We start from the raw sequence: 26192 nt of genomic DNA, 5'->3' as shown, positions 1-26192 counted from the left end.
CGAAAACCATTTTCTCATTGTATAATTATTAACTACATCATTACTACATCAAAGATAGATTTAGACAATTTTTGAGCGTCTTTTTAACTCATCAATACTACATCAAGGATTATTTTTTTAGCTTTATGTCATTATTAGATAATTATGATAAAACGGATTGTTTTATTCTGGCTATTTCCCCTTGTCTCAATGGCCCAAAACACCATTGGGCTACCTGATATCACTAATTTCACCAAAAAAGAATACTCCGCAGGATTACAGAATTGGGAAATTGATCAAGATAAAGATGGGCATATTTACGTGGCGAACAATGAGGGCTTGTTGGCATTTGACGGACATGCTTGGACACTTTATCCTTTGCCGAATAAAACGATTGTTCGGGCTGTTCATGTCAGTAAAGATCAAAAGATCTATGTAGGTGGCCAAGATGAAATTGGTTATTTTTTCCCACAAAGTAACGGAGAACTTGTTTTTCACTCTTTAAGGGAATTAATTCCTAAGAATGATCGAAATTTTGGAGATGTGTGGGATATTGCGACAGTTGGCAAAGAACTGTTTTTTCGTTCTAGTTCAAGAATTTTTAGCTATAATCTTCATTCCATTAAGACCTATCCAGCCTTTTCAGAATGGTCCTATTTAAAAGAGGTGAATGGTCAATTATATGCGCATGATTATCAATTGGGCTTATTGATATTTCAGTTTAATCGTTTCGAGGAATTGGCCCCGAATTCCATTCAAAAGTTATCCATCGATGATCCTGTCACAGGTATTTTACCATCTATAAATGGAAAAATATTGATTGCCACATTAAAAAATGGGCTATTTAGCTTTTCCGCATCGGGTCAGATTACGAAACTTCAATCGCCTATTTTATCGGAATTACAACAGCATCGGATTTATTCAACAAGTTATCTAAATGGGAACAGGTATGCTTTTGGTACAAGCGGTTCGGGTGTTTATATTTTAGATCAAAACTTACAAATTGTTCAACGCTTTTCTAAAACGGAAGGTTTGCTTGACAATAATGTCTTGCATGTGTTTTTTGATCAAGAGCAAAATTTGTGGTTTGGACTCAACAATGGATTGTCGCTTGTTACCTACAATAGTGCAATTAAATTAATTAATCCCCTAGCCATAGGAGGCTCGGGTTATGCTGCTGCGATTTTTCAGAATAAATTATTTATTGGGACATCGAACGGACTCTATTCCACCCCATTAGAAGCCAATAAAAAAGATCTCAGCTTTAGCATTGGCCGATTTTCTATGGTGCCTAAGGCCGAAGGTCAAGTTTGGAATTTAGAAGTGTTGAATCAACGTTTATTTGTCGGAATGCACACCGGAGCTTATGTTCTTTCTGGAAATAGCCTCTTACATTTTAGCAAAGGCAGAGGTTTTTGGAATTTTCAATTGATACCAACTGGTGAAGCATTACCTTCCATTGTTGCAGGGAATTACCAAGGAATTTCCTTGTTTTCAGAGAACAAATCAAGTCTTTTCTTGGAAAAAACCATTCGAGATTTTTATGAATCGTCTAGGTATGTCGCCATCGATGAATTGCAACAGATTTGGGTTTCACATCCTTATCATGGGGTCTTCAAAATTTATCCAACAGCGAGAGGGGAATATATTGTAAAGAAATATGACAAATCAAGAGGTCTGGTTTCAAGCATCAACAATCACTTATTTAAAATAAGAAATAAAATCGTTGTAGCTACTGAAAATGGTGTGTATAGCTATCATGATCAACTTGACAAATTCGTAGCGGATAAGGTTTATCGGCAATTATTAGGCAATCAAAGTTTGCGGTATTTAAAAGAGGATAATGAAGGGAATGTTTGGTTTGTGCATGACAAATCACTTGGAGTCATCGATTTTACAGAGGGCGCTCCCAAAGTCATTTATATCCCTGAGCTAACGAATAAATTACTAAGCGGCTTTGAGAATGTCTATCCTATTAATGCTGAAAATATTTTTATCTCTGGTGAGTCGGGCATGTTCCATTTAAACTACTCCCAATACAAGCAAAAGAAGAGAATATTGAAGACCTATATTAGCCAGGTAAAAATCAATGGTGGTGAGAATCAGGTATTATTTGGAGGTCATTCTTCATTTAATAAACAAGGAGTTGCGGTGACCGAAAGTCCAAACCGACAAATTGACCACATTCGTCAAACGCTTCGTTTTGCCTATTCGGCGCATGTGTATAGCGACAAAGATAATGTGGAGTACAGTGTTCGATTGATCGGCTTAGATGCTAAATGGTCAGAATGGGAAAAACGCAGTGAAAAAGAATATACCAATTTGAACCCAGGTGAATATACGTTTGAGGTGAAGGTTAGGAATAATTTTGGAAGCGAGTCGGTTCCTACGCCATTTCAATTTAGGATTTTACCGCCTTGGTACCTGAACTATTATTCTCTTTTTGCGTATTTTATTGTTTTAACTATGGCTTTTATTAAAACAGTGGAATGGCAAAAAAATAAATTTAAAAAGCAGCAAGAACAATTTGAAAATGAGCGAGATCAATTGCTGAAAATTCAAGAATTAGAAAGAATAAAGTCGGAAAATGACATTGTCGCACTTCAAAATGAGAAACTCGCATTAGAGATCAATCATCAAAATAGTGCCATTGCCTCCTCAGCCATGCATCTTGTCAAAAAGAATGAATTATTAGCTAAAATTAAAAATGATTTACTCAATGTGGCTAAAAACATTCAAGATCCTCATCTGCTAAAGCAACTGAAAAAGTTAATCCATTCCGTTAGTCATGAAGATCATATGGACAAAGAGTGGGAAAATTTTTCCATTCATTTTGATAAGACACACTCTGATTTTTTAATTCATTTAAAAGAGAAACATCCCGATATATCACACAATGAATTAAAGTTAAGTGCCTATTTAAGAATGAACTTAAGCACGAAAGAAATTGCTCAATTATCTAGTATTTCGGTTCGTGGAGTTGAAATTTCTCGCTATCGATTGAGGAAAAAGCTTCTGTTAGCCTCGGAAGTCAGCTTATACGATTATTTAATTTCTATCTAAGTGTCTTTCTAAATTTTGTATTAACTTTGGCAAGTCTCAAGGATTCCCATAAAAAGATGAAAATTAAATGTTACGTTTTCTCCAGCCTACTTATTCTATTAACAGGAATAATAATTTTCTCTTTACAGGCTCAACCCAAAAAAGGTCCTAATCGCACGCATTTTGCTGGCGAATGGAAAGCCAAAGAGCCTATCAGTATAGGTGGTAATATTTTTTGTTCATATAACTCCGCCGATCGGATGGTGGCCAAAAGCATGAAAATTGTAGAGCAAGGAAATTATGTTAGCATAGAGAATGCTGATTCAGACGCCATCTCGGATAAAAGTCGGGAGAAGCTAATCTTTGACGGTAAAACAAGACAAATTGTTCTTAGCAAAGAAAACCGAAAGTCATATACTGCAAAATTGTCCAATGATGGCCAAACGATGACCATAAATTCCATTGTTTACTTTATGACAGGCACTCCTTACCGTGTCAATGAAGTCAGACAGGCATTTACCAAAGTGACGGAGGTTTGGAAATTGAGCCAAGATGGTAAGTCTATTTCGGTTTTGGCCAAAGCAAAATCCAATATTTGGGAAGAAGAGCGCAACTGGAAGACGGTATTTGATAAGGTCAATTGATGCAAATCATTGCGTAGGTCAATGATTGAACTATCGTTTAAAGAGTTGATTGTTTATTCTGACCGACCGAACTTAACTGAATGACCTTCTTGTCATCTGAATCTATTAGTACAAGATAAGGTTTCACACCTGTAGAATTAATATCGTTTCCCTTCATTGCAAACGCCTCTTGTTTCCAACCGGCAATAAAAATTTCTGTATTAACAGGTAAAGAATAAGATTTGACTTGGTCCGGATTTAGGTTACTTACTCGGGTTTGAATTTTCCCATCTGGTGTATAAATAATTAGCGAGAGATGGTAAACATCCTTATAATCATTCAAGAAGCTGATACGAATATTGTCCTGAGCTTTGGCAGAAAAAACCAACAAAAGAAGGGTGAAAATATAAGCTAGTTTTTTCATAGGTTGAAATTAGCATTTATTCCTGGAAAAGGAGTCAAAATGATTAGCTTGTTTAGCTTTAAGTTGTTGATAAAGTCCTTCAAACTTTGATTTCTGAGTCAGTAGCGCATCTCCAGTGATCGATGCTTTTTTGGCATCCCAAACGGCAGGAATAGCAAGCTTTCCTTTGGATAGAGAATACATCCAAAATAAATCGATAAAATTGAGTAATAGGTTGATTCTGTAGAAATTCGAAGGCTTTTCTAGTTGAAAACCCAAATGATGTAATGTTCTTTCATTAAAAAAATAAGACGTCCCGATGATCTTAACAGTTTGTGGTAGGCGCTTATTTTCCATTAATTGAATAAGTTTTAATAGTCCTTCTACATGGTACATCATTATTCTATTTCTTAAAGCTGTTCCTAAAGGATATTTTCTCAAGACGAATAAATAGTCAAAGCTAGTTCCGCTGTGCAAATCAATTTGCTTGTCATTGGCCATATAACCAAGCAGCATAGGCGAATAATAGGTGTAACCTCCCGTCAATGTGTAAATTGGAGTAAATAGAAATTGGCTAATCGGAATATATAGAATAAATGCCGCATAATAGAGTGGTTGGGAATAGCCCTGTTCAATAATCAAAAGCGCTGCAAAAAAGCCAAGCAACAATAAAAAAATGGATTCTATCCAAACTAGAATTTTGGGTTGTTGATAAAAATCATTCATATAGGACACAGATTCCTTTGTTTCAAAATGAGTCGTAAAGTTAATTAAAGAAAAGTCAAAAAAAGGAAAAAGAATGCGATGATTGAATAGATGACGATACGCTCAGGAATGGGTTAAACTATTCAAATGTTATCTCAACATTCGAATGGCGTCATTCAACCTTTGTTTTTTTTCGTCGGATTAACCGCAATTTCCTTTAAATGCTCTAAAATAGAATAAATACCGTTTGGCTGAGCTCGTTTCCTGAGCCTGTCGAAGGACCTTAGCAAAATAAATAGGGGAAATTTAATTTCTCTACGTCTTGTATCCAAAAAATTATTCCCCTTGAGCGGTAAGTTTATGTTAAGCCCAATTTCCAGTTAAAACACTCGTAAATTTTTCTTTAAACTTGAGAAAAAACACTTCTAAATACTTGTAAGAAAGTCCTGCTATAATTATAGTCAAGATAAAAGTAATCGGATAAATGAGCCAATTTGTTAAATATCCAATTGAGCTACATAAAACCAATGCTAAAACGATGGCAATAGGATGATACATATATAAACCGTATGATATACTTCCTAAATAGTTGAAGACCTTATTTTCAAGAGATATTCCAATTTTATCATTGGAAGCATAGTTCAAAATAATAATTCCAAAGAGAACAGAATAAAATTCATAATGGATTTTGGGTATATAGACCGCTTTAATCATCAAAAAGGATGTAAAAAATATGGTTATATAAAAAACGGTATTGTTTTGAATTAATTTAAGCCATTTGTTTTTTTGGAATAGCAATATGGCATAAAACCCGCCTATAGCCATGCAGTCAATATTAAACGATGCCCAAAAGGCAAAAATTACATTTTTGTAAGGTAGAAAGTCGGAATAATGCATTGTTAATATTTTTCCAAATGCTAAATAGGAGAAGATAATAAAAAGCATTACAGCTATTCTGTATTTTTTAATGTATTTCAAGATGACAGGCCAAACGAGATAATATTGTTCTTCTGTACCAATCGTCCAGGTGTGAAAGGCGTATGGAACAATGCCTATTAGAGGTAAAACAAGATTGGGAAAAAATATCGCGTATAAAAACAACTTTAAATAGAGGTGTGAATAAACCACTTCTTTCCCATAATTTGGAAAAGTAAATAGGCTAATATTGGGCAAAACTAAAAAAGTCAAAATGATAATTAAGAAATACAAAGGCCAAATACGTAAAATTCTACGTACGTAGAAATTGCGTATACTAATTTTCTTAAACGAGTTTTCTTCCGATAAAATTAGATAGGTGATTAAAAACCCGCTCAATACAAAAAACAATACAACACCAAGTTTACCTATGATTTTTATGAATGGCACGGAATCCCAATAATTGGCATAATTAAACATTGATTTTAACTGCTCAATATGATGAATGATTACTAAAAAAGCAGCCATAAATCTTAGACCGTTTAGGTTTGGGAAATATATTTTTTGTTTTTCCATTATTGTTTAAACGCCTTATGTTGAATTATTTTTCAATTGACAAACCTATGATTTAGCCTACATAATTATTCTCATCCAATATAAATTAAGATGGGCGAATAAAGTTATAACTAATTCATTTTCTCATAAAAAGATTCCCTCTATTAACTTATAAATAGAAAAAGAACAAGGCATCGTTAGCAGACGAATGGCTTAACTCCCTTTCATTACGGAAGATGCAAAATAATCCAATGATTGAGTAGGTGAATATCAGGGAAATAAAAGAAAGTGAGATCATTTCAATCGGTTAATAAAAAATGTTGATATTACATGATGAATTTATCCCTAGAAACGGAGAGGCTATGTATTAGACCTTTGATGATTAAGGACATTGATTTTATTATTCAATTATTAAATACCAAAGGTTGGATTCAATTTATTGGAGATAGAAATATTAAAGACGTAAAGTCTGCCACTGATTATATCCAAAGAATTTTATCAAACGATAAATTTTTTTACAATGTATTCGAAATAAAAGACACTAACACACCCATTGGGATAGTTACATTTCTTTTTCGTGAAAATCACGATTCTCCTGATATTGGTTTTGCCATGTTACCTCAATATGCAAAAAAAGGATATGCATTTGAAGCAACAAAAACTTATTTGGAGGAACTCAAACGAAATAGAACAGGTAAAATAATAGCAATTACAAAAAGTGATAATGAAAATTCCATTCAACTTTTAAAAAAGTTAGGGCTTCTTTTTGAAAAAACCCACCTAGAAAATGATGAGATACTAGAGATGTACTCAACAATACTTAACGACAAGTAATCAAGTCATTAATTAAGACAAGTTTGCGTCTCTTCAATAAAAGCCCAAATTTACAATGGTAAAGATGCAAAACCCTGCGATGATTGAGTAGGTGACTAATAGGAAACTGAAGGGTTGAACTACCTGTCAAATTGGAAGAAGTTCAATCCATATGGGGGCGTTAACATGTTTAAATATCAAGTAAAAAATTTCATTTTTGGAAAAATAAAATTAAACAAATCATAATTTCGTGGTTAATGGACGTACATTTACAAAAAACAAAAACAATGAAAAATAAAGAACTTTTACAACAAGAAAATAGCAAAGTACATCAGGAAGTATTAGACGCAAATCTTAATTATGCCGAGTCTTTTGGTGAAAAAAGCAATTTAGCCTTACCTCCGAGTCGTCAATTTGCTATATTAACCTGTATGGACGCACGTTTAGACCCTGCCAAATACGCTGGTTTATCCGAAGGTGATGCACACGTAATCAGAAATGCAGGTGGCAGGGCAAGCGATGATGCGATTCGTTCATTAGTGATTTCTCACAAATTACTGGGAACCGCCGAATGGTTTGTTATTCATCACACCGATTGCGGGATGGAATATTTTACTGACGAAATTATCCGTGATTTATTATCCAAAAGTCTATCAACTGCTTCGGTTGACGAAAATGGGTGGAAAAATGTTACTGAAGAGGGCGGCTCAAATGAAGCTAAGCACATTTCTTTCTTGACCATTAGCAATCAAACAGAAAGTATTATTGATGATGTGAAAAGAATAAAATCACACCCATTAGTGCCTTCATACATTCCAGTTTACGGTTATATTTACGATGTTAAATCTGGAAAATTAATAGAAATTCCTGAGGCAACGAAAGTGGGCAGAGCTAGTTAATACATGGAATCAAGAAAATCAAAAAGAGGTCGAAATGACCTCTTTTTGATTTTCCGCTAAAACATTATTTAGAGGCCTCTCTACTGCAATTTCAAAACGACTGGCCCCAAGAGCCCAGAATCCTTTAATTTTTGACTTACGCCAAACGTAGGAATAAAGCTAAGCACCTTTTGTTCTTTTGACGATGTCTTATCACCAATGATGCGGTTGTCCCATTGATTCGTCACTTTCAGTTCCAAGGTATTTTTGCCGATAATGACAGCCTTTGAAATGTCAATTTGATAGGGTAATTTCCAAAGAGTCCCTAACTCTTTCCCATTCACAATTACGGTGGCTATATCTTTTACCTTACCTAAATCCAACAATATATTTTTCCCAACAAGGCTTTGAGTCAATTCAAATTCATTTTTGTAGGTCGCTGTTCCACTAAAATACTTAATACCTTCCTCTGGACGATTTGACCATGAAACAAGTGGATCGATAAGCAATGAAATCGGCTCCTTTATGTTTTCCGTAAAGCTTACATTCCAAGTATGATTCACCTGCAATATTTCCATCGGTTTCATGTCAACTATCTCAAATACCTTTTGATCTTCCACTTCTTTAAAGACCACAAATACGGACTCCTGGGCTCCTAAATGTAATTTTATTTGTGTTGAGCCATTTTCCATTTTAAACGAAACAGGCTTTGAAATACCTAAATCTGAATACCATAATTCAGGCTTTTTTCCTTCCACGCGGAAATTGACTAACAAATCTTCCGGATGATTACGAACATTTAATACAAAATAAATTTCCGCTTCCGCCGTTTTTCGATGAATCCAAGAAAGCTTGGTATCCAAATTTGGTTTCGTATAGGCAACATCAGGCATCACATTAAATTGCCCAAAAATTCCTTTAAGGGGTGCATTATTAAATATTTTTCCTTGTCCATAATTGGCCTGATAAATATATTTCCCATCAGCCGGCCCCCATAATTCATTGGCGAGTCTGTTAATCGCTTGATCATCTCCAGGATAGCCCATTAAGCTGGGTGATTTTTCCGGTTTGGTTCCTACAATTTTTGCTCCCTGCTTAACTAAGGAAGTTAATTTATTCAAGATAGGTAATGTCATTGTATGTTTTTCAGGCAAAACCAATACCTTATACCGCATTCCATTAGGCAATACCAAATCACCATTCTCCACCTCAAAACGGTTTAAAATTTCTGCATTGACATAATCATAATCATAGCCTTCCGGCGCTTCATTTTTTTGTTTTTCCCAATATGGAACAACCGCAGGAATATCTTCCCCTAGATAATAGGCAATATCAGCTACAGATCGGCCTTGTTGTAATAAAAATTGATTCCTCGATAAATAATTTACAAAAGGTTTGGCCTGTTCCGCCCATGTAATATTCCTGTGAAAATGGGTACCCACCATAACATTCCCTGGTTTGGTTTCCAAAGGCTGATGGGCCGAGGTATGAAATACGATTTGATTTATACCTTGGGTCATCCAATAATCCCCAATAAATTTCATGTCACCAGGCGATTCATATCCACCGCCAGTCCAAGCCTCAGCGGCAACTACTTTTTTCCCGTAGATATGGGCGGCTGAGGCCGCTTCCCGCACATCGGATTGATGAGCATTTAAGCGCTCATTTGCTCCGCCATACGCTTTTTGAATTTCCAAATCAGATGGGGTTGTCCAATTCTTGTCGCTTCCCAGCCCCCGACCCATCCCAAATTCCCCCATGGGAATATCCACTGCATTTTTTGTTTTTAAGGCATCTTGAATAATCGGCATGGAAATCCCCGCAACTTCCCCATAGGTTTTGATTCCTTCCTTATGTGCAAATTCAGTTATCGCGGCATAATGATTATCGACCAACAATTCAGAGAATGTCAATCTAAAATCCCAAAGAAAACGATCACTGACCTCGGCAGATTGAACTATTTTACCCGCCAATGCAGGTAAAAATTTAGTTGGATCATAGCCCCTTCTCAACTTAAATTCGGACAACATATTTTCCGTCCAATTTTGTGCGTCTGATTCATAACTATCAATCAAAAAAAACTTCAGGCTTTTGCCGAAATTTTTTCCAACAGCTGCTTTGATTGGGTTGAGCCATTGACTTAAATAGGATTCCAAATGTGATTTACTCAATTTGTCCACCTCATATCCTGTCGCCTCTGGCATTGCGGGACTATTTTTTGCGCCCGTAAGAGAATATCCGAAACGCATAATGGTCCAATTCCCCGCAGGAACAATCCAATTTAAGCTTCCATCCTGCTTCATTTTTGAGGTTAAGTCAATGACCTCATTCGTTTTAATGACATCGGTATCGGGGACGGTGGGTGTCTTTAACTCCTCGAACGTAAACATAGGGCCGAAATTGGCTTTGTCTTCCCAACGGTTTATCTTAGCCACCGTGCTAAAAATTGCTTCTGAAATATCGAAAGAGGTAGGAGCCGTCGCTGGTTGCCTAAATCCACCAAAATCATCTGGCCCCCCCACCGTTGAATTTCCATTTCCTGGGGTAAAAACAACCCTAAAAAATTTAGCGGTGACCTCCGGAAATGTAATGGTCCTAACGGGTAAAGCGCGGATATCATGCTGAGGCCCCGGCAAAGGAAAAAGCGTTTTAAAATTAATGCCGTCATCACTCATTTGGACATATCCTGCCCTTATATAAGTGCTTGGGTAGGCCGTATTACCCAACATGGCAAAGGAAAATGAGCGTGCTTTAAATGGTTTTTCGTATTCGAATTGTAGGTAAATGGGCTTGTCAGGTTTGGGCACTTCCATGGAAATTTTTGTGGATAAATCTGTATCCAATAAAGGTCCTTCAGAAATCGCATCCCCATGTTGATTCGTGATTTTAGGTTTCAATTCTTCTCCAGATTTTCCGGGGGTTTTAAATGCTAACACCTTTTGATCCCCATAGAAGGTTGGGTCTGAAGCAATAGCACTGCGCTTAGGAAAATCCCGAATAGGGCCATTGGAAATTGGCGGCATAGGCAATACCCCATTGAAAACCTGTCCGCCTTTTACCTTTTTTTCGCTCCAAACCAGTTTTTTCATCGCTTCTTGGGGTTTGACCCAAGTTCCTCCGGTTTCAGACCAGCCGGCCGCAGTAAACATGGTCATATCTAGACCCAAGCGTTCCGCCTCATCCGCCGTATGCTTAATCAAAGCGAGCCATTCAGGCGAAAGGTATTTCACTTTCGTGTCAATCGTTTGCCCACCGCCGATTGATACGTCAAAGGCCTGAAACCCTCCGATTCCACTTCGCTTCATCCAAGCCAAATCTTTACTAATACCCTCCTTCGTCACATTACTTCCTGTCCAATGCCACCAAACAATGGGCTTAGCTGATTGTGGCGGATTTATAAATCCCTCTTTTAACCCTATATCGCTTTGAGCATGAAGTAAGAAAGGTAAACACAAAATTAAAAACCCTATTCGCATACGTGTTTCTTGGTTACACTTTAACATATTATTTATTTTTTGCGTAATATATAGAACAATTTTAAAATACCCTTTAGATTAGACGATTAGCTTTAAATTAGAAGAAATAGATACAATTGATCAATCGTACTCGAAAAAATGAAAACCCAGAGGAAATAATTTTGGGAGGAGATAAACAACAAGATTATAGGGTTAAAATGCCTACAGATTTGTCTTACAAAAAGGTCTTAATCACATCTCTGAAAATCAAAAAGAGAAACAAAAGTACACCCACGATGACTTCATTTCGGTACTTTTTAAAGAATTGAGCTAGCATATTCATAAAATTTAAAAAGGTTACACTTTAAAAGTATAACCTTTTTATCATTGTTGCTCCCCTTATTAACGAAAAATTCAAAATAATGCGATGATTGAGTAGGTGAGAATCATGAAATTAAAGGGTTGAAAATTATTTTAACCCTTTCTTGATTGCAAGCCCTATTTGACCAGAATGATAAGAATTATGATAAAGAATATGAGCAAACAATTTAGCTTTGGACACCGCTCCAAAAAATGGCGTTTCAATTATTTCTGACCAACCTGCATTTGAAGTACTTTCTATGATGTCTTCTAACATTTTATACCCTTTTTCCATTAGTTCTTTACTTTCCTCAAAATCTTTGCCTTGACCATCGTCTTGTTGGCCCATTGTAGTATTTGGAATCTCACTTGGAATCCCGAAAAAATACCCAAACATGAGCATCGTTTCTCCGATATGCCTGTAAATGAACCCCACAGAAGAGGTTTGTTCATTTAATTTTTTAGAAATATTCTCTTTATCAATCATATTCAAAGAAAAACTATTTGAGAGAATATTTTGTGCCAAAAGGTCTTTAAAGATTTCTTTCACAACTTTAATAATTTTGAGTTTGATTTTTATGCAAATAAAAAAGGTTACACGATAAAATTATAACCTTTTTATCATTTTTGCTCCCTCTCTTGTCGGAAGTTGCAGTCGTTTTCATTGTTTGAGCTTACAAATACAAGTAACCATAGGGCCTGATTTCATAATTGAAATACTCCTTTAATATAATTTATAGGGAAGTATTCTCTTTAATTCTTTTATTTTACACCTTATAATCCTTGATATAAGGAAAATAATAAATGAAAGAATATTTTGCACTTCAATTTACTATGACAAATCGTCGGTTCCGGGATGCCGGAGTTGTGCCAATATTCGCCTATTTCATTTTAACAATAGGTTTTTATCTCCTCTCAACTTATCTATTCAAAACCACAGAATTTGCAGTATATATATATCCGTTTCTCTACCTAAATCTTGTTGGAAGACTTTCAGAAACACGGCGATGTGAATTTTTAACTATTTGTTTTAGTGACAAGCAATTTAAAAAAATTAGAATAGCTGAAAATCTCATTTGCACCATACCATTCGTATCATTTTTACTTTACAAGCAACTTATAATACCCATCGTATTCAATTTACTTTTATCAATAATTTTAGCGCTTTTACATTTTCGTACTACTTTCAATTACACCATTTATACCCCTTTTTCTAAAAGGCCATTTGAATTTACATCTGGGTATAGAAATACTTTCCCTTTATTTATAATAGCGTATGCACTTGTCATCATTGCTGGGAACGTAAATAACTTCAATTTAGGTATATGCTCATTGATGATTGTTTTTGGCTCATCATGTAGTTTCTATTTATCCACAGAAAACGAATACTTTGTTTGGAACTACAGTCTCAATCCGAGAAACTTCTTACTAAATAAAGTAAAAACAGCACTCCTATACTCCTCGGCACTCGCAATTCCAATAGTGGTATTACTTTCATTCTATTTCCAACAAAGTATAGGCCTCCTCTTCATCTTCTTGCTAATTGGTTGGGGCTGGGTAATTTGCACCATAGTAACCAAGTATTCCTCATACCCAAATGAAATAAATATCCCCAATGGGATACTTCTAGCGCTTTGCTTAACTCTCCCTCCAATGCTTTTAATTTTAACTCCTATCTTATTTTATAAAGCCGAAAAACGTCTTAAAAACATATTGAAATGATAACAATTCAAGATCTAACGATGAGTTATGGAAATCATATTATTCTAAAAAATATCAATATCGAATTTGATGAAGGAAAAGTTTATGGGATTGTAGGTAAAAATGGGGCTGGAAAAACATCTCTTTTTCGGTGTATAGCAGGATTAGAAAAGTATGACGGGATTATAAATTCTAGCCACAATCCACTAAAAAATCATCTTGGCTTATTACTTACAGAGCCGTTCTTTTTTGAAAAAATTACAGGGAAAGAGTATATCCAATTGCTTTGTAATGCGAGGAAGATACCAATAAATGATATTGAAAGTAGAAACATCTTTGACTTACCATTAAATCAATATGCAACGACATATTCAACAGGAATGAAGAAGAAGTTAGCATTAACAGCCATTTTATTACAACGTAATGAATACTTTATACTTGACGAGCCTTTTAACGGAGTTGACATAGAAAGTAACATTCTCTTAACAGAGATTATTCATACCTTAAAAAAGCTCGGAAAGACTGTTATTATATCATCTCATATTTTCTCCACCTTAAGTGATACCTGCGACGAAATCAATTTGCTAAGTGAAGGGAGTATTGTAAAATCCGTTCAAAGAGAAGACTTTCAATCGCTAGAAATGGAAATGAAACAAATGACCGTTGGAAATAGAATTGAAAAATTAGGACTACTTTAAAGCCAAGAAATGCCATTGGGTTGCAAATTTGCTGAAAAACTTCTGTTTAAATTAGAAAAGAAGCACCCACAAAAAATATCCCTTTACAGAAAAACATGATGGTTTTTAAACAAAAAAAGAGGTCGAAATGACCTCTTTTTGATTTGTGCTCCCCTTACAGACGAAAGGTGCAAAATAATGCGATGCACAATTAGGTGACGATTAGGAAATTGAAGGGATGAACTTCGTGCAATTTTACAAGAAGTTGGCATTCATAACAGGTTTATCTAATTTTATGAAAATGAAAAAAGCTATTATCATAGGAGCAACAAGTGGAATCGGCAAATCAATGGCTGAGTTACTTTTGCTTGAAGGGTATGAAGTGGGAGTAACTGGTAGACGTGAGGAATTATTTCAATCTATTAAGACCCAAGAGACCTGTCGAATTTTCTTTAAGAAAATGGATGTTCAGGATTTATCAACTTTAGAGCCAATCTGTAATGAATTGGTGAGTCAAATGGGTGGCTTGGATTTATTGATTATTTCAGCAGGAATCGGCGAGGAGAATAATAATTTAATTTTTGATATTGAGAATAGTGTAATCAAAACGAATATTCAGGGATTTACGTGTTTGGCTGACTGGGGTCTGAGATATTTTAAACAACAAGGATATGGCCATCTTGTTAACATTAGTTCTATCGCTGGAATCAGGGGAAATGGAATTGCCCCTTCATACAATGCTACAAAAGCGTATCAAATAAATTATTTGGAGGGGTTGAGAATAAATATAAAAGAGTATAGTTCAAGCATCACGATTACTGATGTACGTCCTGGATTTGTTAATACTCCAATGGCGAAAGGCGAAGGTCTTTTTTGGATAGCTCCTGTTCAAAAAGCTGCTGAACAAATATTTAAAGCTTTAAAACAAAAGCGAAAGGTTGTTTATATCACCAAGAGGTGGGGGTTAATCGCCCTCTTATTAAAAGTAATACCCTTTTCAATTCTTAAAAGGGTTTAAATAAAAAGGGTCATACTATCAAAGTATAACCCTTTTAAATTTATATCTGCTCCCCTTTTCCTAGAAAGATGCAAAATAATCCTATGATTGAGTATGTTACTATTAGGAAAAAGAAGGGTTGTCATTTTTAATGCTATAGTTTACGTGCTGCCTTAGCTGGCTATCAATAGAGACTTTAGGATGGTTAAATTCCCCGACTTTATTCATTCCTATTCTTTGCATTACAGCTTCAGATTTCTTGTTAAGAACCGAAGTAAATGAATGTACTTCTGTAAAATTGAGCTTAGAAAATCCATATTCCAAGCAAGCTTTTGCTGCTTCTGTAGCAAATCCATTTCCCCAATTTTCTTTATTAAATCTCCAACCAATTTCAACACAAGGTGTAAAAGAGGATTCGAACTGAGCCATCATAAAACCAGTATATCCCAGGAATTTATTTGATACTTTTTCTTCAACAACAAATAACCCGTAACCATAATCTGAAAAGTGCTTATATATTCTATCATAAAAACTAATAGATTCATCATCTGACATTATGGAAGGAAAGTACCTCATAACATCTTCGTCTTTGTTCATTTGTATGAGAGATGTTATATCACTTTCAACCCAATGTCTAAGATTTAATCTTTCAGTACTTATAATTGAATTCATAAAACAAATATAGCAAAAGATGCAAAACCCAAACTCACTGATAGACAAAGAACAAGACATCCTTCAGCTGATGTATGGCTTGTTCTTTGTGGCTCCCCTTACAGACGAAAGATGCAAAATAATGCGATGATTGAGTAGGTGACCATTAGGAAATTGAAGGGATAAGCATCGTGCAAACTTGCAGGAAGTATTATATTGAATCAAGAGTCAAAATTAGGGCAGCTTTTGGCCAATGAATAAAAGAGCCTTTGTATGTGGAATGCATATATGTATTTCTCGCATACCATAGTCTTGATTAAATGGCTCCTTAAATTTTAAATCAGTTAATCTTTCTTTGATTTTAGACCATAGGGCATCAACATTGTCTACTTCCAAGTACAATTCCATTTCTCCTATCTCTTGTCCTGCCTTTAAAATGTGAATAGTTAGATTGTCTTTATGGCAAACTATGTAGGCTTCATTTTCCATAACGGTTGAGAAATCCAACGTGTCTCTAAAAAAACTTAACGTTTCCGAAAGATTAGTTGAAGGTATCATTGGGCTAAGAAATAAAGCTTTGTATGTCATTTTATTTTATAATTTGCTTGATACAATATCAAAGGTTGAACTTCGGGCAAGTTTACAAGAAATGCGTTCTTTCTAATCTTTGAATCAAGCTACTTCTTGCGAATAGTTTTTCTTGTAGTTTCTTCTTCAATGACCTTGGTAAAGGTTTTGTGGTTTTGTAATTTCTCTTCCAAATAACTTATCGTTAGCCTTGAAATTATATCATATTGTGATTGAGGTTTACAATTTCCTGTCTTTTTTACAAGATTAACTAAACAGCCAAAATCTTCGTGTTTGGCCGAATCAATTACTATTATTTGAGGTTTCACCGAGAGCTTTTGAGAAAAATCATAGACAGACTCTTTGTTTCCAATATTCCCTTGTGGTGCACTTTCCAATCGAAGGTAAGGGATAGAAAGTTTCATTTTAGTGAATTCTACGCTACTACTTATTCCATTAAAGTCTTTGTCCTCTTCTTTTTCAGTCCCGTAATGATGATACTCTGAACCATCAAGTGAAATCAAACAAGATGCGTGAGGTATCCTATTTGCAAGAATAGAACCTGCCAAACCTCCCCAACTATAACCTACTATCCCAATTCTATCAAAATCAATATTATCACTCCCTTTCAATACATTTAGTGTTGATATGGCATCATTAACTTGTTCCAATAAGTCTTCATTTTTCATTGTCATATCGCCGGGGAACCTACCTATAGAATTTATCGAAACAACGATAAATCCTTTCTTTGCCAATTGCTCAAGCATAGTGAAATTTTCATACCCCATCCCATTAAAAGAAGAAAGGTAAATGACCAATGGATATTTGCCCTTGGCTGGCGTTGCATTTTTATAGGCATCCGTTTTATAATTTAAGACTTTTGATGAATCTGAACATTTTAAGGATTCACAAAAAAATTGCGCCATTTGTTTTGCAAACCCATTACCAACAGTAGAAGCTGTATAATAGTTTGCTCTTGTTTCTAATAGACCCAAAAGGTTTCTAAAATAAAGGGAAGTATCTTTTGATGAAGCGACCGCTGGATACCATATATCAATATCAAGAGGTCGGGAATGTAAATAATCTGAAGTATCAGAATTGGATTTATAAATTCTTGATGTGTCTTTTGACTGAATGGTCTTGAAACCTGCTATGTATATTTCAGAATCTGTCTTTTTCTCATTTGAACAACTAAACAAAAAAAAGAGAAATAACGAGGCAAATAAATTTTTCATTGAGAATGATTAAATGATTGTCAACAAAAATATACTTAAATGACCCTCTATCATATCATTGCCATTAAATGCCTGATATTTTAATAAATTTTAACAGAATAAAAAAAACGCAAAACCCTAACTCACTGAAAGACAACAAAAAAGTCATCATTTCTGATTACTTAATTTTTTTGGCTCCCTTAATAGGGGGAATGTTGGAGTCGTTTTCATTGGTTGAGCTTGCAAATTCAAATAATCATATGGCCTGATTTCATAATTAAAAAACTCCTTTACAGGAATTTTTTACAGAAATCCATGCTGCGTTTCCAGGCCAATTTAGCGGTAGCTTCTTGGTAACGTGCTGGGGAAGAATCGTTGTTAAAGGCATGCTGCGCTCCTTCATAGACAAATACCTGATAATCCACCTGACTGGCCTTCAATGCTGCTTCATATGCTGGAATGCCAGCATTAATCCGTTCGTCTAGGCCTGCATAATGCATCATCATATGAGCTTTGATCTTACTGACTGAGTCTGCGGACGGTTGGCGGCCATAATACGGAATCCCTACCGTTAAGTCCGGATCCACAACCGCAAGGTCATTCACGAGTCCACCGCCCCAACAAAAACCAATCGCACCCGTTTTTTTATTCGAATTTTTCAAGGACCGTAAAAAGGCTAAACCACTTTGAAGGTTTTCAACATTTTGCTTGGGGTCCAATTTGCCGATGAGCGCACGTCCTTCGTCCTCGTTTGTCGGGGTGCCTCCCAACAATGAAAGCGCATCAATTCCCATAGCAATAAATCCTTCTTTCGCCACTCGACGCGTAACATCCTGAATATGAGGCGTCAATCCTCTATTTTCATGAATGACTAAGATGGTACCTAGGAGCCCTTTGGCATTGGTCGGTTGGACTAAATAGCCTTTCATCTTACCATGGGGCGATGGGAATTCAGCTGTGGAAATCTGGATGGAGGGATCGTCTTCGGACACCTGAGCGCTGGCGGCATAGCTTCCTTCCAGGGCGGGAAGAATGGTCATAGCGGCGACAGTACCTCCGGCGAGGCGGGCTAGTTGGCTTAAAAACTCATCCCGACGAAGTGGTCTATGTGTATATTCATCAAAAAGACGAATCATTTCTTGCGTGATTTTCATAAGATTGGATTAAAAGGTTAATTCCATTCGGATGTATTGCTTTTGGTTTTTCTCATAAGAACTTCCTGTTTTTTGCATGCCAAAACGCGTGTAAAAATCTATTTTTTCCAAACGTGAACTACATAAACGGTGTGAATCCCTCTGGATTTTAAAGACTCAAACATAAAGGTTTAAAGTTGAGAACCAAAACATTGCCCTTGAAATGCGACCAAAGTCCCAAATTTCTGGAATTGCGCAAGGCCATCCGCTTCAAAAAAGACGGATAAACAGTAAATCCAATTGCCTGCATGTCGGATGCTGATGAGCCAGGCCTCCGCATCTTTGGTGATTTTGACAAAATCGAGGGCGGAAATAGGGATGAATTAAAAAATAAAAAATTCACCATTTCTGATGACTTTCTCGTTCACTACCCCTTTCGTCAGATGTTGTAACCAATTCTTACAATTTAGACAGATTTTCCAAATCATTTAAATCCTTGGCTCGACCACTTATTTCCTTATTTCTTTTCAGGTCATTGATGTGAATTACTTTCATAGGGATTCCTTCAAAAACAGTATCCAATGCATTGTTATAAATTTCTTGAAAAGTAAATCCAGAGATTTCTTTCAAAATTTCAATGCATACTGGAGGTCTTCCAAAGGTATACACATTAATATTGGATTGATGAAGAAAAGACTCTTCTGTCATGTCAAAAAGAGGCATTTGAAATTGTTCAAATGCTTGAGCCAATTTATTGTAATTAGTTTTTGAAACTTCGACAAATATATCAATGTCTCCTGTGGTTCTCGGGAATCCGTGATAAATAACAGAATATCCTCCAACTAAGACATAATTGACTTCATTTTTATTCAATGCTAATAAAAATTCTTGAAAATCTGAATGAAAAATATTTCCCATGACTAATTCTTGCGCATTGAAAATGCAGTTTTGTCTATTTTGGGAGGATTACCAATAGCATAATTAAAAGAAACACTATTTAAATAGGCGAAAACTTTACCAATTTCCTCTTTACTCAATCCTAAATAATGAGTAACCTCTTCCTTTTGTTTAAAAAGGTTGCCAGAAGTGCTGTATGTCCTATCTAATTTTGGCATGTTCAAATATACTATGAATTTTTATACCTTCAAACAAACCAAAATACAACGAAAAATTCACCATTTCTGATGACTTTTCTGTTTGCTCCCCTTATGAACGAAAGATGTAGCTTTGTTAGGTGACTATTAGAAAATTAAAGGGCTAAAATGAAGTTTAATGACGTAAGTATAATATTACCTTTGTAAATAATCAATTCTAATACTAAATGGATACGGCTACAAATTCTGTTGAAAGGCTTCGATTTTTATGTGACATTATTCCTGATTTATTAAATCAGATTGATGACAATGTGTTTTCGGATAAAGAACAAAATAACAAATGGAGTAAAAAAGAGATTTTAGGCCATTTGATTGATAGTGCAACCAATAACCACCAAAGATTTGTGAGAGCTCAATTTGAGCCTAATCCTGAAATTGTTTATGACCAAGAGAATTGGAACCTATTTAGTTATTACCAACAAATGGACTCAAGAGATTTGATTGGATTTTGGTTGACATACAACAAACATTTGATTAGCCTTATCGAAAATATGCCAAAGGAAAGTTTATCCCGAACCTGTTTAATTGCGGGAAACCTGCTTACATTACACTATTTGGTAGATGATTATGTCGTTCATTTGGAACACCACTTAAAGCAAATAACAAGTTATTGATATTGGAAAGTTGCAACCACAAAAAATGTCTCTTTAAAGAAAGATGTGATGGTTTTTAAACAAAAATAGAGGTCGAAATGACCTCTTTTTGATTTGTGCTCCCCTTACCGACGAAAGATGCAAAATAATGCGTTGATTGAGTATGTGGCAATTAGGAAATTAAAAGGTTGAACTTCTTGAAATTATTTCAATTTTCAATTATAGACCTTAAATAGGCCAGATAGACTTCACCTCTTCGTTCTGCAAAGAAATCTAAAAGTAAGACTACGCTTGATTGAATAAAGAGTCCTAATCCAATTCCATTCAATAGCAAATTTTGCCTAAACCCATACATTAGTATAATACCAACTATTATCAAAGTGATTTCAGTATACCTGAAAATTACAAAATTTCGCATTACACTTTCCATCCTTGGAATCTCTTCTTCTTGTATCATTTCATTTTTTTCAGATAAGTAAGTCTCAACTCTTATTATATCCTTTGGACTTCGATATATCAGAGTTACCCCCACAACTATTTCTAAAAAAGAAACTAAAAGAAAGGGAATGGCAACTCCTTTTAGAAAAGATGTTTTGAGAATAAAATAAAAAAATATCGCTATGGCAAATCCTAAAATTCCCAAACCCAAAAACAAAAAGCTCTCTAACCTTTCACCAGTAAAATATTTAACAATCGGATTCATATCTTACAATTTGAAAAACTTTTTATTCATTTTGAATATGAAGCCATTCCCCAATAACTTATTCAATAGATTGTAAAGTTTGGCGTCTTTTCCTGCCATATATCTTAATCTATTTTTTCCATCTGTTGCTGCCTCATAAATAACTTCAGTAACCACATTTGTTGATGATGCATTTTTAATCATTTGTGGGAAGGCTGCCATAATTTTACCTACAATATTTTGATAGGCACTCAACTTTTCATCATTATTAAAATCAAAAGAACGACCTGCAAAATCTGTGGCTATTGCGCCGGGTTCAATTATTTTAACTTTCCCCCCAAATTGTTCCACCTCATATCTTAATGATTCTGAAATACCTTCAACAGCGAATTTTGTCCCGTGGTATAATGAACCTAATGGGAAAGTCATTTTACCTCCCATTGAGGAAACGTTCATTACAATTCCCTTTTTGTTCTCTCTAAAATGCGGTAGAATAGCTCTAGTAACATCCAAAAGTCCAATAACATTGGTATTGAATTGACGTAAAATTTTTTCTCTTGGAAAAGATTCTAATGGGCCGTAAGCACCATATCCAGCATTGTTAAGCAATACCTCAATTCCTCCAAACTTTTCAATCCCCTTGCTAATTGCTTGGTTGATTGATTCCAAATCCAATACATCAAGTTTCGTCACAAAAACATTTTCCAAACCATTCAATTCAGTTTCGTTTTCAGGATTTCTCATTGTTGCAATAACATTCCATCCATTTGATTGAAAGAATTTTGCTGTTTCTTTTCCTATACCACTGCTTGCGCCTGTAATTAAAATTGTTTGTCTCATTATCTAATTATTTGTTTGATTCACAAACATATTGTGATAATTTTAAACCTACAACAGTAGAGCATAGTCTATAGTTGATATTTATTTTTCAACACCCTATATTTGTGATATGTTAATAAACGAGCTATCCAAAAAAACAGGCATCTCAATCCACACAATCCGATTTTATGAAAAATCAGGGTTGATTGAGGGCAAACAAGATGAATCAGTCAAATCGAATAATTACTTTCACTATGATGAGGTAACCGTTGAAAAATTGGAGTTCATTAGTGATGCCAAATCGGTTGGATTTACCATTAAAGAAATAGGTCAAATCATTGACGCCTGGTATAGCAGGAAATATACCAAGAAACAAAAACTTGAAATTCTTGATGACAAGTTAATTTCTTTGGAACAGAAGATTAAGGAGATTAAGGAGATGAAGAAACAGATACTTCAGTTCAAGGATGACGTGGTAAATGACAGGTGTTAGACTTATGAATAAAAAAAGGGCCATACTATCAAAGTATAACCCTTTTATCTTTTTACTCGCTCCCCTTATAGACGAAAGATGCAAAATAATGCGATGATTGAGTATGTGACTATTAGGAAATTGAAGGGTTGAACTTCGTGTAAATTGACAGAGAGTTTAAATACCTTCCTGTTTTACTTCTTTCTTAATTGGAGCTTTATAAGGTCTTTTTATTATTTTCAAATCCTTAAAGTATCCAACTGTCGCAATATCAACATAAAGTCCAACTCCTCCTTTTTTAACTTTACCCAACATTTTATCAACGATGAAAGAAGAATATTTCATATTGTTAATAAACATTTCGGCCGTTTCTCCATTTACCTCTATTCTCATTGTTATCCATTCTTTTAAAGCAACTGGTGCTGAACCCTCATACGAGCCAGGAGGATAATTTTTTCTAAGTGTTTCAAATTTTGCATCCGGATAAGAAAAATATTGCACAGCGTGGTTTCTATGCATTTGATTGGGAGCTCTTCCTGCTTTAGGTCGCAAATAAATTGACTCAAACGCAGAATCGTTTGCAGCTATTCGATAATACAAACCAATAAAACCGGCAGCTCCTGCAAAAGGGGATGGATCTTGAATTTGACTGTACATCTTAATCTCTATGATTCCATTTTCAAAATCATTTAATCCAACTAATTTTGCATAATGTTTTTCATCTACAGTAGCCTCTAATCTATTTGGGTCGAATGGCAAAGAGTTTAAATCTCTTTCAATTTTAAGGACAGGTTCACCTTGAAACCTAATGATTGATCCTGTCACGTTATGTAATTCAAAAACTTGTTTCCCTAAAGTCAATTTTGTTTGAGCAAAAACGGAGGAAACAAAAACGAGCTTAATTAATAAAAAACTGATAATCTGTATGTAATTTTTCATTTTATATTTTTTTTACAAATCTATTTCAAATGGTATACATTCGTAACTAATTTAGTAAATACAAGTAACCAAGAGGTAACCCAATTATGAGTAGCAAATTTATCGACAACCCATTAAATTGCCCCGTAACTCGCACAATAAGTATCATTGGAGGTAAATGGAAGCCCATCATACTAAACTGTATTGGAGACAGGACAATTCGATTTGGGAAACTAAACCAAATCATACCATCGATTTCAAATAAAGTATTGTCCGGTGAATTGAGAGAATTAGAGCAATATGGATTGATTCAAAGAATTGAATTCACTGAAATGCCGCCAAGAGTAGAATATTCTTTAACTAACGCTGGCAAATCGTTACTCCCATTATTACACGAACTTGCAAATTGGGGTAGTACTTATACTGCTAAAAAGATCATTAAAGAATTTACTTGATTTTTAGAATGATACAACTAGCCTAACTCACTGATAGACAAAGAAAAAGCCATTCGTCAGCTGACGAATGGCTTGTCCAGTGTGGCTCCCCCTTTTGTCGGATGTTACAACCAAAATTTATACCAACTCCTTCAAAAAATAGTCTAAATAGTGAATTTTAGTTTCAATGATATTCCAAACAATATCGTAATCAATGCCGAAATAGTCATGAATTAATTTATCTCTTGTTCCTGCTATCTTTTTCCACTCAATATGATTGTGGATTGACTTAAATTCATCATCCAACTTTTTGGTTGCCTCGCCTATTATTTCCAAACTACGCACAACGGCACGGCAAAGAACTTCATCGTTGATAACTTCTTCTTTAGATTTCTGTTCGGTATGCTGTAAAATAAATGTGGTTTCCACCAAGATATGGCGAACCAATTCTAGATTAGAGGCTGACATCTTGTACCTCCTTTAATATATGTGGCCCTATAAATTTACTCAAAGACTGAGTTGTCACTAATTCCACTTTTCGACCTAATAAATCCTCTAAAAAAAAGGACAAGTCCATAAAATTGTCAAAACTCTTTTTCGATGGCTCAAAGTCAACCAAGAAATCTATATCACTTTCTTCTGTGTATGTTCCATTGATAAACGAACCAAATAAACCCAAGCTGCTTACCCCATACGACTTTATCGTAGCGCCATGTTGAAATAGCACTTCTAATAAATCTTGTTTCGTATGTATTTTCTCAGCATGCATTTGAGGAAAATTAGAAATTTAATTTGACTTAACACAAAAAAAGTCACCATTTCTGATGACTTTCCTGTTTGCTCCCTCTCCTGGGCTTGAACCAGGGACCCCATGATTAACAGTCATGTGCTCTAACCAACTGAGCTAAGAAGGAGTTTCTTCCCTATTGGGACTGCAAAAATAGGAGGAGATTTCTAAATTTGCAAGCACTAAAGGAAAAAATTATGAATTATGAAGTATGAATTATGAGGTACGAAGTATGAATTATGAATTATTTACAGTTTAATCTCTTAATTATCAGTTAGATATATTAATAACTAATAACACATACACTACAACTTATAATTATTACGGCACCATCTCAAAAAGTGTGTAAGTGAAAAATAGTGTTGGTTTCGGCCTTCACTATTTTTTTTTTACATTTAAACATTAATGAGATGGAATTGAAAACACAAGATTCATTAACAGATGCTTTCTTAAAGCAACTTAAGACTGGAGAAGAACTCCAAGCTTTTTTACGAGATATTCACAAGCGAGGCTTGGAGAAGATTCTTGAAGGAGAACTTGATGCTCATTTGGGCTACGACAAGTACGAAAAAACACCTAGTTCTAATGCTCGTAATGGCACGCAGAAAAAGGTGATTAAAACTGAATTTGGAGAAACCCAAATTGAGGTTCCACGAGACCGAGAATCCAGCTTTGATCCTATACTGGTTCCTAAACGAAGCAGGTATTCTACAGGTGTTGAAAACCTCATTGTTTCGCTTTATTCCAAAGGAATGAGCGTGAGTGACATCGAACAAGAGATTAAAGAGATCTATCAGTTCGAACTATCTACCTCGGCTATTTCACGTGTCACAGAGCGAATTGTGGAGGATTCTATCGCCTGGCAGAATCGCCCACTTGATGCGGTATACTTAGTGGTGTGGATGGATGGGATTGTTTTTAAGGTTCGAGAGAATTCCAAGGTCGTAAACAAAACAGTCTACTTAGCCATTGGATTAAATCGAGACGGACGCAAAGAGGTACTTGGAATGTGGTTAGGAAAAAATGAGAGTTCAAGCTTCTGGATGGGGGTATTAACGGATTTAAGGGCCCGTGGCGTTGAGGATATCCTAATTACGGCAACAGATAACTTAAACGGTTTCACGCAAACAATCCGAGCAGTTTTTCCTGAATCTCAAACGCAAATTTGTGTTGTTCATCAGATTCGCAATGCTTGTCGCTATGTGGTTTGGAAGGATAAAAAAGAGTTCTCGCGCGATATGAAACACATATATGATGCTCCTACCAAACAAGCAGCTGAAGCCGCATTCAAAGACTTTAGCCTTAAATGGGGTAAGAAATATCCTTACGCTATTCGCTCTTGGGAAGACAATTGGGATGAACTAACCGTCTTTTTTGATTTTCCTCTCGAAATTAGAAAGATTATTTACACGACGAATCTGATTGAAAACCTGAACGGAAAGATCCGTAAGTACACCAAAAATAAGCTCTCGTTTCCCACAGATGACGCACTAATGAAGTCCGTTTATTTAGCAATCAACGAAGCCACCAAGAAATGGGGTATGCCAATTCACAACTGGGGAATTATTTTGAATCAATTTTTGGCTATATTTGAAAAAAGGCTCCGAATTTAAAAGCAAATCCGAAGCCCCTGTTTTTTACTTACACAGTTTATGGGATAGTGTC

At 35.3% G+C, this 26192-nt stretch carries 26 protein-coding genes and 1 tRNA gene; 10 read left to right on the top strand and 17 right to left on the bottom strand.

From position 1 onward, the window contains the following. Nucleotides 1–144: 144 nt before the first annotated feature. On the top strand, nt 145–3042 hold the full coding sequence (locus V7S76_RS11700; RefSeq protein ID WP_459510297.1) for a triple tyrosine motif-containing protein: 2898 nt from the start codon (nt 145–147) through the stop codon (nt 3040–3042). Between the two features lie 56 nt (nt 3043–3098). Continuing rightward, nucleotides 3099–3665 (top strand): hypothetical protein, encoded by a 567-nt coding sequence (locus V7S76_RS11695; protein WP_459510295.1) that lies wholly within the window; start codon nt 3099–3101, stop codon nt 3663–3665. Nucleotides 3666–3702: 37 nt separating this feature from the next. Here V7S76_RS11695 and V7S76_RS11690 read toward each other — a convergent pair whose 3' ends face one another. The 3 genes from V7S76_RS11690 to V7S76_RS11680 form a co-directional block, all read right to left on the bottom strand. Beyond that, entirely contained in the window at nt 3703–4068 is a 366-nt protein-coding gene (locus tag V7S76_RS11690; protein WP_459510293.1) for a hypothetical protein, read from the bottom strand. 9 nt (nt 4069–4077) lie between these two features. Further along, nucleotides 4078–4773 (bottom strand): hypothetical protein, encoded by a 696-nt coding sequence (locus V7S76_RS11685; RefSeq protein WP_459510291.1) that lies wholly within the window; start codon nt 4771–4773, stop codon nt 4078–4080. A gap of 342 nt (nt 4774–5115) precedes the next feature. Then, entirely contained in the window at nt 5116–6243 is a 1128-nt protein-coding gene (locus tag V7S76_RS11680; protein ID WP_459510289.1) for an acyltransferase family protein, read from the bottom strand. A gap of 309 nt (nt 6244–6552) precedes the next feature. On the opposite strand from V7S76_RS11680, the gene V7S76_RS11675 reads away from it, so the two are divergent. Both V7S76_RS11675 and V7S76_RS11670 read left to right on the top strand, forming a co-directional pair. Then, nucleotides 6553–7056 carry a GNAT family N-acetyltransferase gene (locus V7S76_RS11675; protein WP_459510288.1) on the top strand — a complete coding sequence of 168 codons (504 nt, stop codon included), beginning with the start codon at nt 6553–6555 and terminating at the stop codon, nt 7054–7056. Between the two features lie 266 nt (nt 7057–7322). Continuing rightward, the gene (locus V7S76_RS11670; RefSeq protein WP_459510287.1) at nt 7323–7934 is read left to right on the top strand and encodes a beta-class carbonic anhydrase; all 612 of its coding nucleotides are present in this window, start codon (nt 7323–7325) and stop codon (nt 7932–7934) included. An 80-nt stretch (nt 7935–8014) separates the two neighbouring features. Here V7S76_RS11670 and V7S76_RS11665 read toward each other — a convergent pair whose 3' ends face one another. Together V7S76_RS11665 and V7S76_RS11660 are read right to left on the bottom strand one after the other, a co-directional pair. Then, the gene (locus tag V7S76_RS11665) at nt 8015–11416 is read right to left on the bottom strand and encodes a glycosyl hydrolase (RefSeq protein ID WP_459510286.1); all 3402 of its coding nucleotides are present in this window, start codon (nt 11414–11416) and stop codon (nt 8015–8017) included. 421 nt (nt 11417–11837) lie between these two features. Next, entirely contained in the window at nt 11838–12278 is a 441-nt protein-coding gene (locus V7S76_RS11660) for a DinB family protein (RefSeq protein WP_459510284.1), read from the bottom strand. Nucleotides 12279–13446: 1168 nt separating this feature from the next. Here V7S76_RS11660 and V7S76_RS11655 point away from each other — a divergent pair. Continuing rightward, nucleotides 13447–14127, top strand: a complete 681-nt coding sequence (locus tag V7S76_RS11655) for an ABC transporter ATP-binding protein (protein ID WP_459510282.1) — start codon at nt 13447–13449, stop codon at nt 14125–14127. 280 nt (nt 14128–14407) lie between these two features. Beyond that, nucleotides 14408–15124, top strand: a complete 717-nt coding sequence (locus tag V7S76_RS11650) for an SDR family NAD(P)-dependent oxidoreductase (RefSeq protein WP_459510281.1) — start codon at nt 14408–14410, stop codon at nt 15122–15124. Between the two features lie 102 nt (nt 15125–15226). On the opposite strand, the gene V7S76_RS11645 is transcribed toward V7S76_RS11650, so the two are convergent. The 6 genes from V7S76_RS11645 to V7S76_RS11620 form a co-directional block, all read right to left on the bottom strand. Next, a complete protein-coding gene (locus V7S76_RS11645; protein ID WP_459510280.1) occupies nt 15227–15775 on the bottom strand; it encodes a GNAT family N-acetyltransferase in 549 nt (182 codons plus the stop codon). 213 nt (nt 15776–15988) lie between these two features. Then, nucleotides 15989–16342, bottom strand: a complete 354-nt coding sequence (locus V7S76_RS11640) for a VOC family protein (RefSeq protein WP_459510279.1) — start codon at nt 16340–16342, stop codon at nt 15989–15991. Between the two features lie 89 nt (nt 16343–16431). Beyond that, nucleotides 16432–17556, bottom strand: a complete 1125-nt coding sequence (locus V7S76_RS11635) for a dienelactone hydrolase family protein (RefSeq protein ID WP_459510278.1) — start codon at nt 17554–17556, stop codon at nt 16432–16434. A 269-nt stretch (nt 17557–17825) separates the two neighbouring features. Further along, nucleotides 17826–18689: a dienelactone hydrolase family protein gene (locus tag V7S76_RS11630; protein ID WP_459510277.1), complete on the bottom strand. Its 864-nt coding sequence runs from the start codon at nt 18687–18689 to the stop codon at nt 17826–17828. A 438-nt stretch (nt 18690–19127) separates the two neighbouring features. Next, nucleotides 19128–19586, bottom strand: coding sequence for a hypothetical protein (locus V7S76_RS11625; protein WP_459510276.1), 459 nt, complete (start codon nt 19584–19586; stop codon nt 19128–19130). Between the two features lie 2 nt (nt 19587–19588). Further along, nucleotides 19589–19783 (bottom strand): hypothetical protein, encoded by a 195-nt coding sequence (locus tag V7S76_RS11620; RefSeq protein WP_459510275.1) that lies wholly within the window; start codon nt 19781–19783, stop codon nt 19589–19591. A gap of 206 nt (nt 19784–19989) precedes the next feature. Between V7S76_RS11620 and V7S76_RS11615 the strand changes: the two genes are divergently transcribed. After that, entirely contained in the window at nt 19990–20436 is a 447-nt protein-coding gene (locus V7S76_RS11615; protein WP_459510274.1) for a DinB family protein, read from the top strand. A gap of 187 nt (nt 20437–20623) precedes the next feature. Here V7S76_RS11615 and V7S76_RS11610 read toward each other — a convergent pair whose 3' ends face one another. After that, complete coding sequence (locus V7S76_RS11610; RefSeq protein ID WP_459510273.1) at nt 20624–21118, bottom strand: hypothetical protein; 495 nt, start codon at nt 21116–21118, stop codon at nt 20624–20626. 3 nt (nt 21119–21121) lie between these two features. Continuing rightward, nucleotides 21122–21937, bottom strand: a complete 816-nt coding sequence (locus V7S76_RS11605; RefSeq protein WP_459510272.1) for an SDR family oxidoreductase — start codon at nt 21935–21937, stop codon at nt 21122–21124. Nucleotides 21938–22046: 109 nt separating this feature from the next. Between V7S76_RS11605 and V7S76_RS11600 the strand changes: the two genes are divergently transcribed. After that, nucleotides 22047–22409 (top strand): MerR family transcriptional regulator, encoded by a 363-nt coding sequence (locus V7S76_RS11600; RefSeq protein WP_459458660.1) that lies wholly within the window; start codon nt 22047–22049, stop codon nt 22407–22409. Between the two features lie 156 nt (nt 22410–22565). Here V7S76_RS11600 and V7S76_RS11595 read toward each other — a convergent pair whose 3' ends face one another. Further along, a complete protein-coding gene (locus tag V7S76_RS11595) occupies nt 22566–23249 on the bottom strand; it encodes a LamG domain-containing protein (protein ID WP_459510271.1) in 684 nt (227 codons plus the stop codon). Between the two features lie 164 nt (nt 23250–23413). On the opposite strand from V7S76_RS11595, the gene V7S76_RS11590 reads away from it, so the two are divergent. Next, complete coding sequence (locus tag V7S76_RS11590) at nt 23414–23761, top strand: winged helix-turn-helix transcriptional regulator (RefSeq protein WP_459510269.1); 348 nt, start codon at nt 23414–23416, stop codon at nt 23759–23761. 117 nt (nt 23762–23878) lie between these two features. On the opposite strand, the gene V7S76_RS11585 is transcribed toward V7S76_RS11590, so the two are convergent. The 3 genes from V7S76_RS11585 to V7S76_RS11575 all read right to left on the bottom strand — a co-directional run bounded on the left by V7S76_RS11585 (nt 23879) and on the right by V7S76_RS11575 (nt 24654). After that, complete coding sequence (locus V7S76_RS11585) at nt 23879–24208, bottom strand: HepT-like ribonuclease domain-containing protein (RefSeq protein ID WP_459510268.1); 330 nt, start codon at nt 24206–24208, stop codon at nt 23879–23881. Beyond that, the gene (locus V7S76_RS11580; RefSeq protein WP_459510267.1) at nt 24195–24509 is read right to left on the bottom strand and encodes a nucleotidyltransferase family protein; all 315 of its coding nucleotides are present in this window, start codon (nt 24507–24509) and stop codon (nt 24195–24197) included. Before V7S76_RS11580 ends, V7S76_RS11585 begins: the two co-directional genes overlap by 14 nt. 71 nt (nt 24510–24580) lie before the next feature. Then, nucleotides 24581–24654: transfer RNA gene (locus V7S76_RS11575), tRNA-Asn, on the bottom strand. Nucleotides 24655–24943: 289 nt separating this feature from the next. On the opposite strand from V7S76_RS11575, the gene V7S76_RS11570 reads away from it, so the two are divergent. Further along, nucleotides 24944–26140 carry an IS256 family transposase gene (locus V7S76_RS11570; protein ID WP_459508595.1) on the top strand — a complete coding sequence of 399 codons (1197 nt, stop codon included), beginning with the start codon at nt 24944–24946 and terminating at the stop codon, nt 26138–26140. Nucleotides 26141–26192: the final 52 nt, after the last annotated feature.

The organism is Aquirufa sp. ROCK2-A2 (assembly GCF_054558485.1).
The sequence above is the reverse complement of the archived record's forward strand: the minus strand, read 5'-3'. Positions and strand labels throughout refer to the sequence as shown.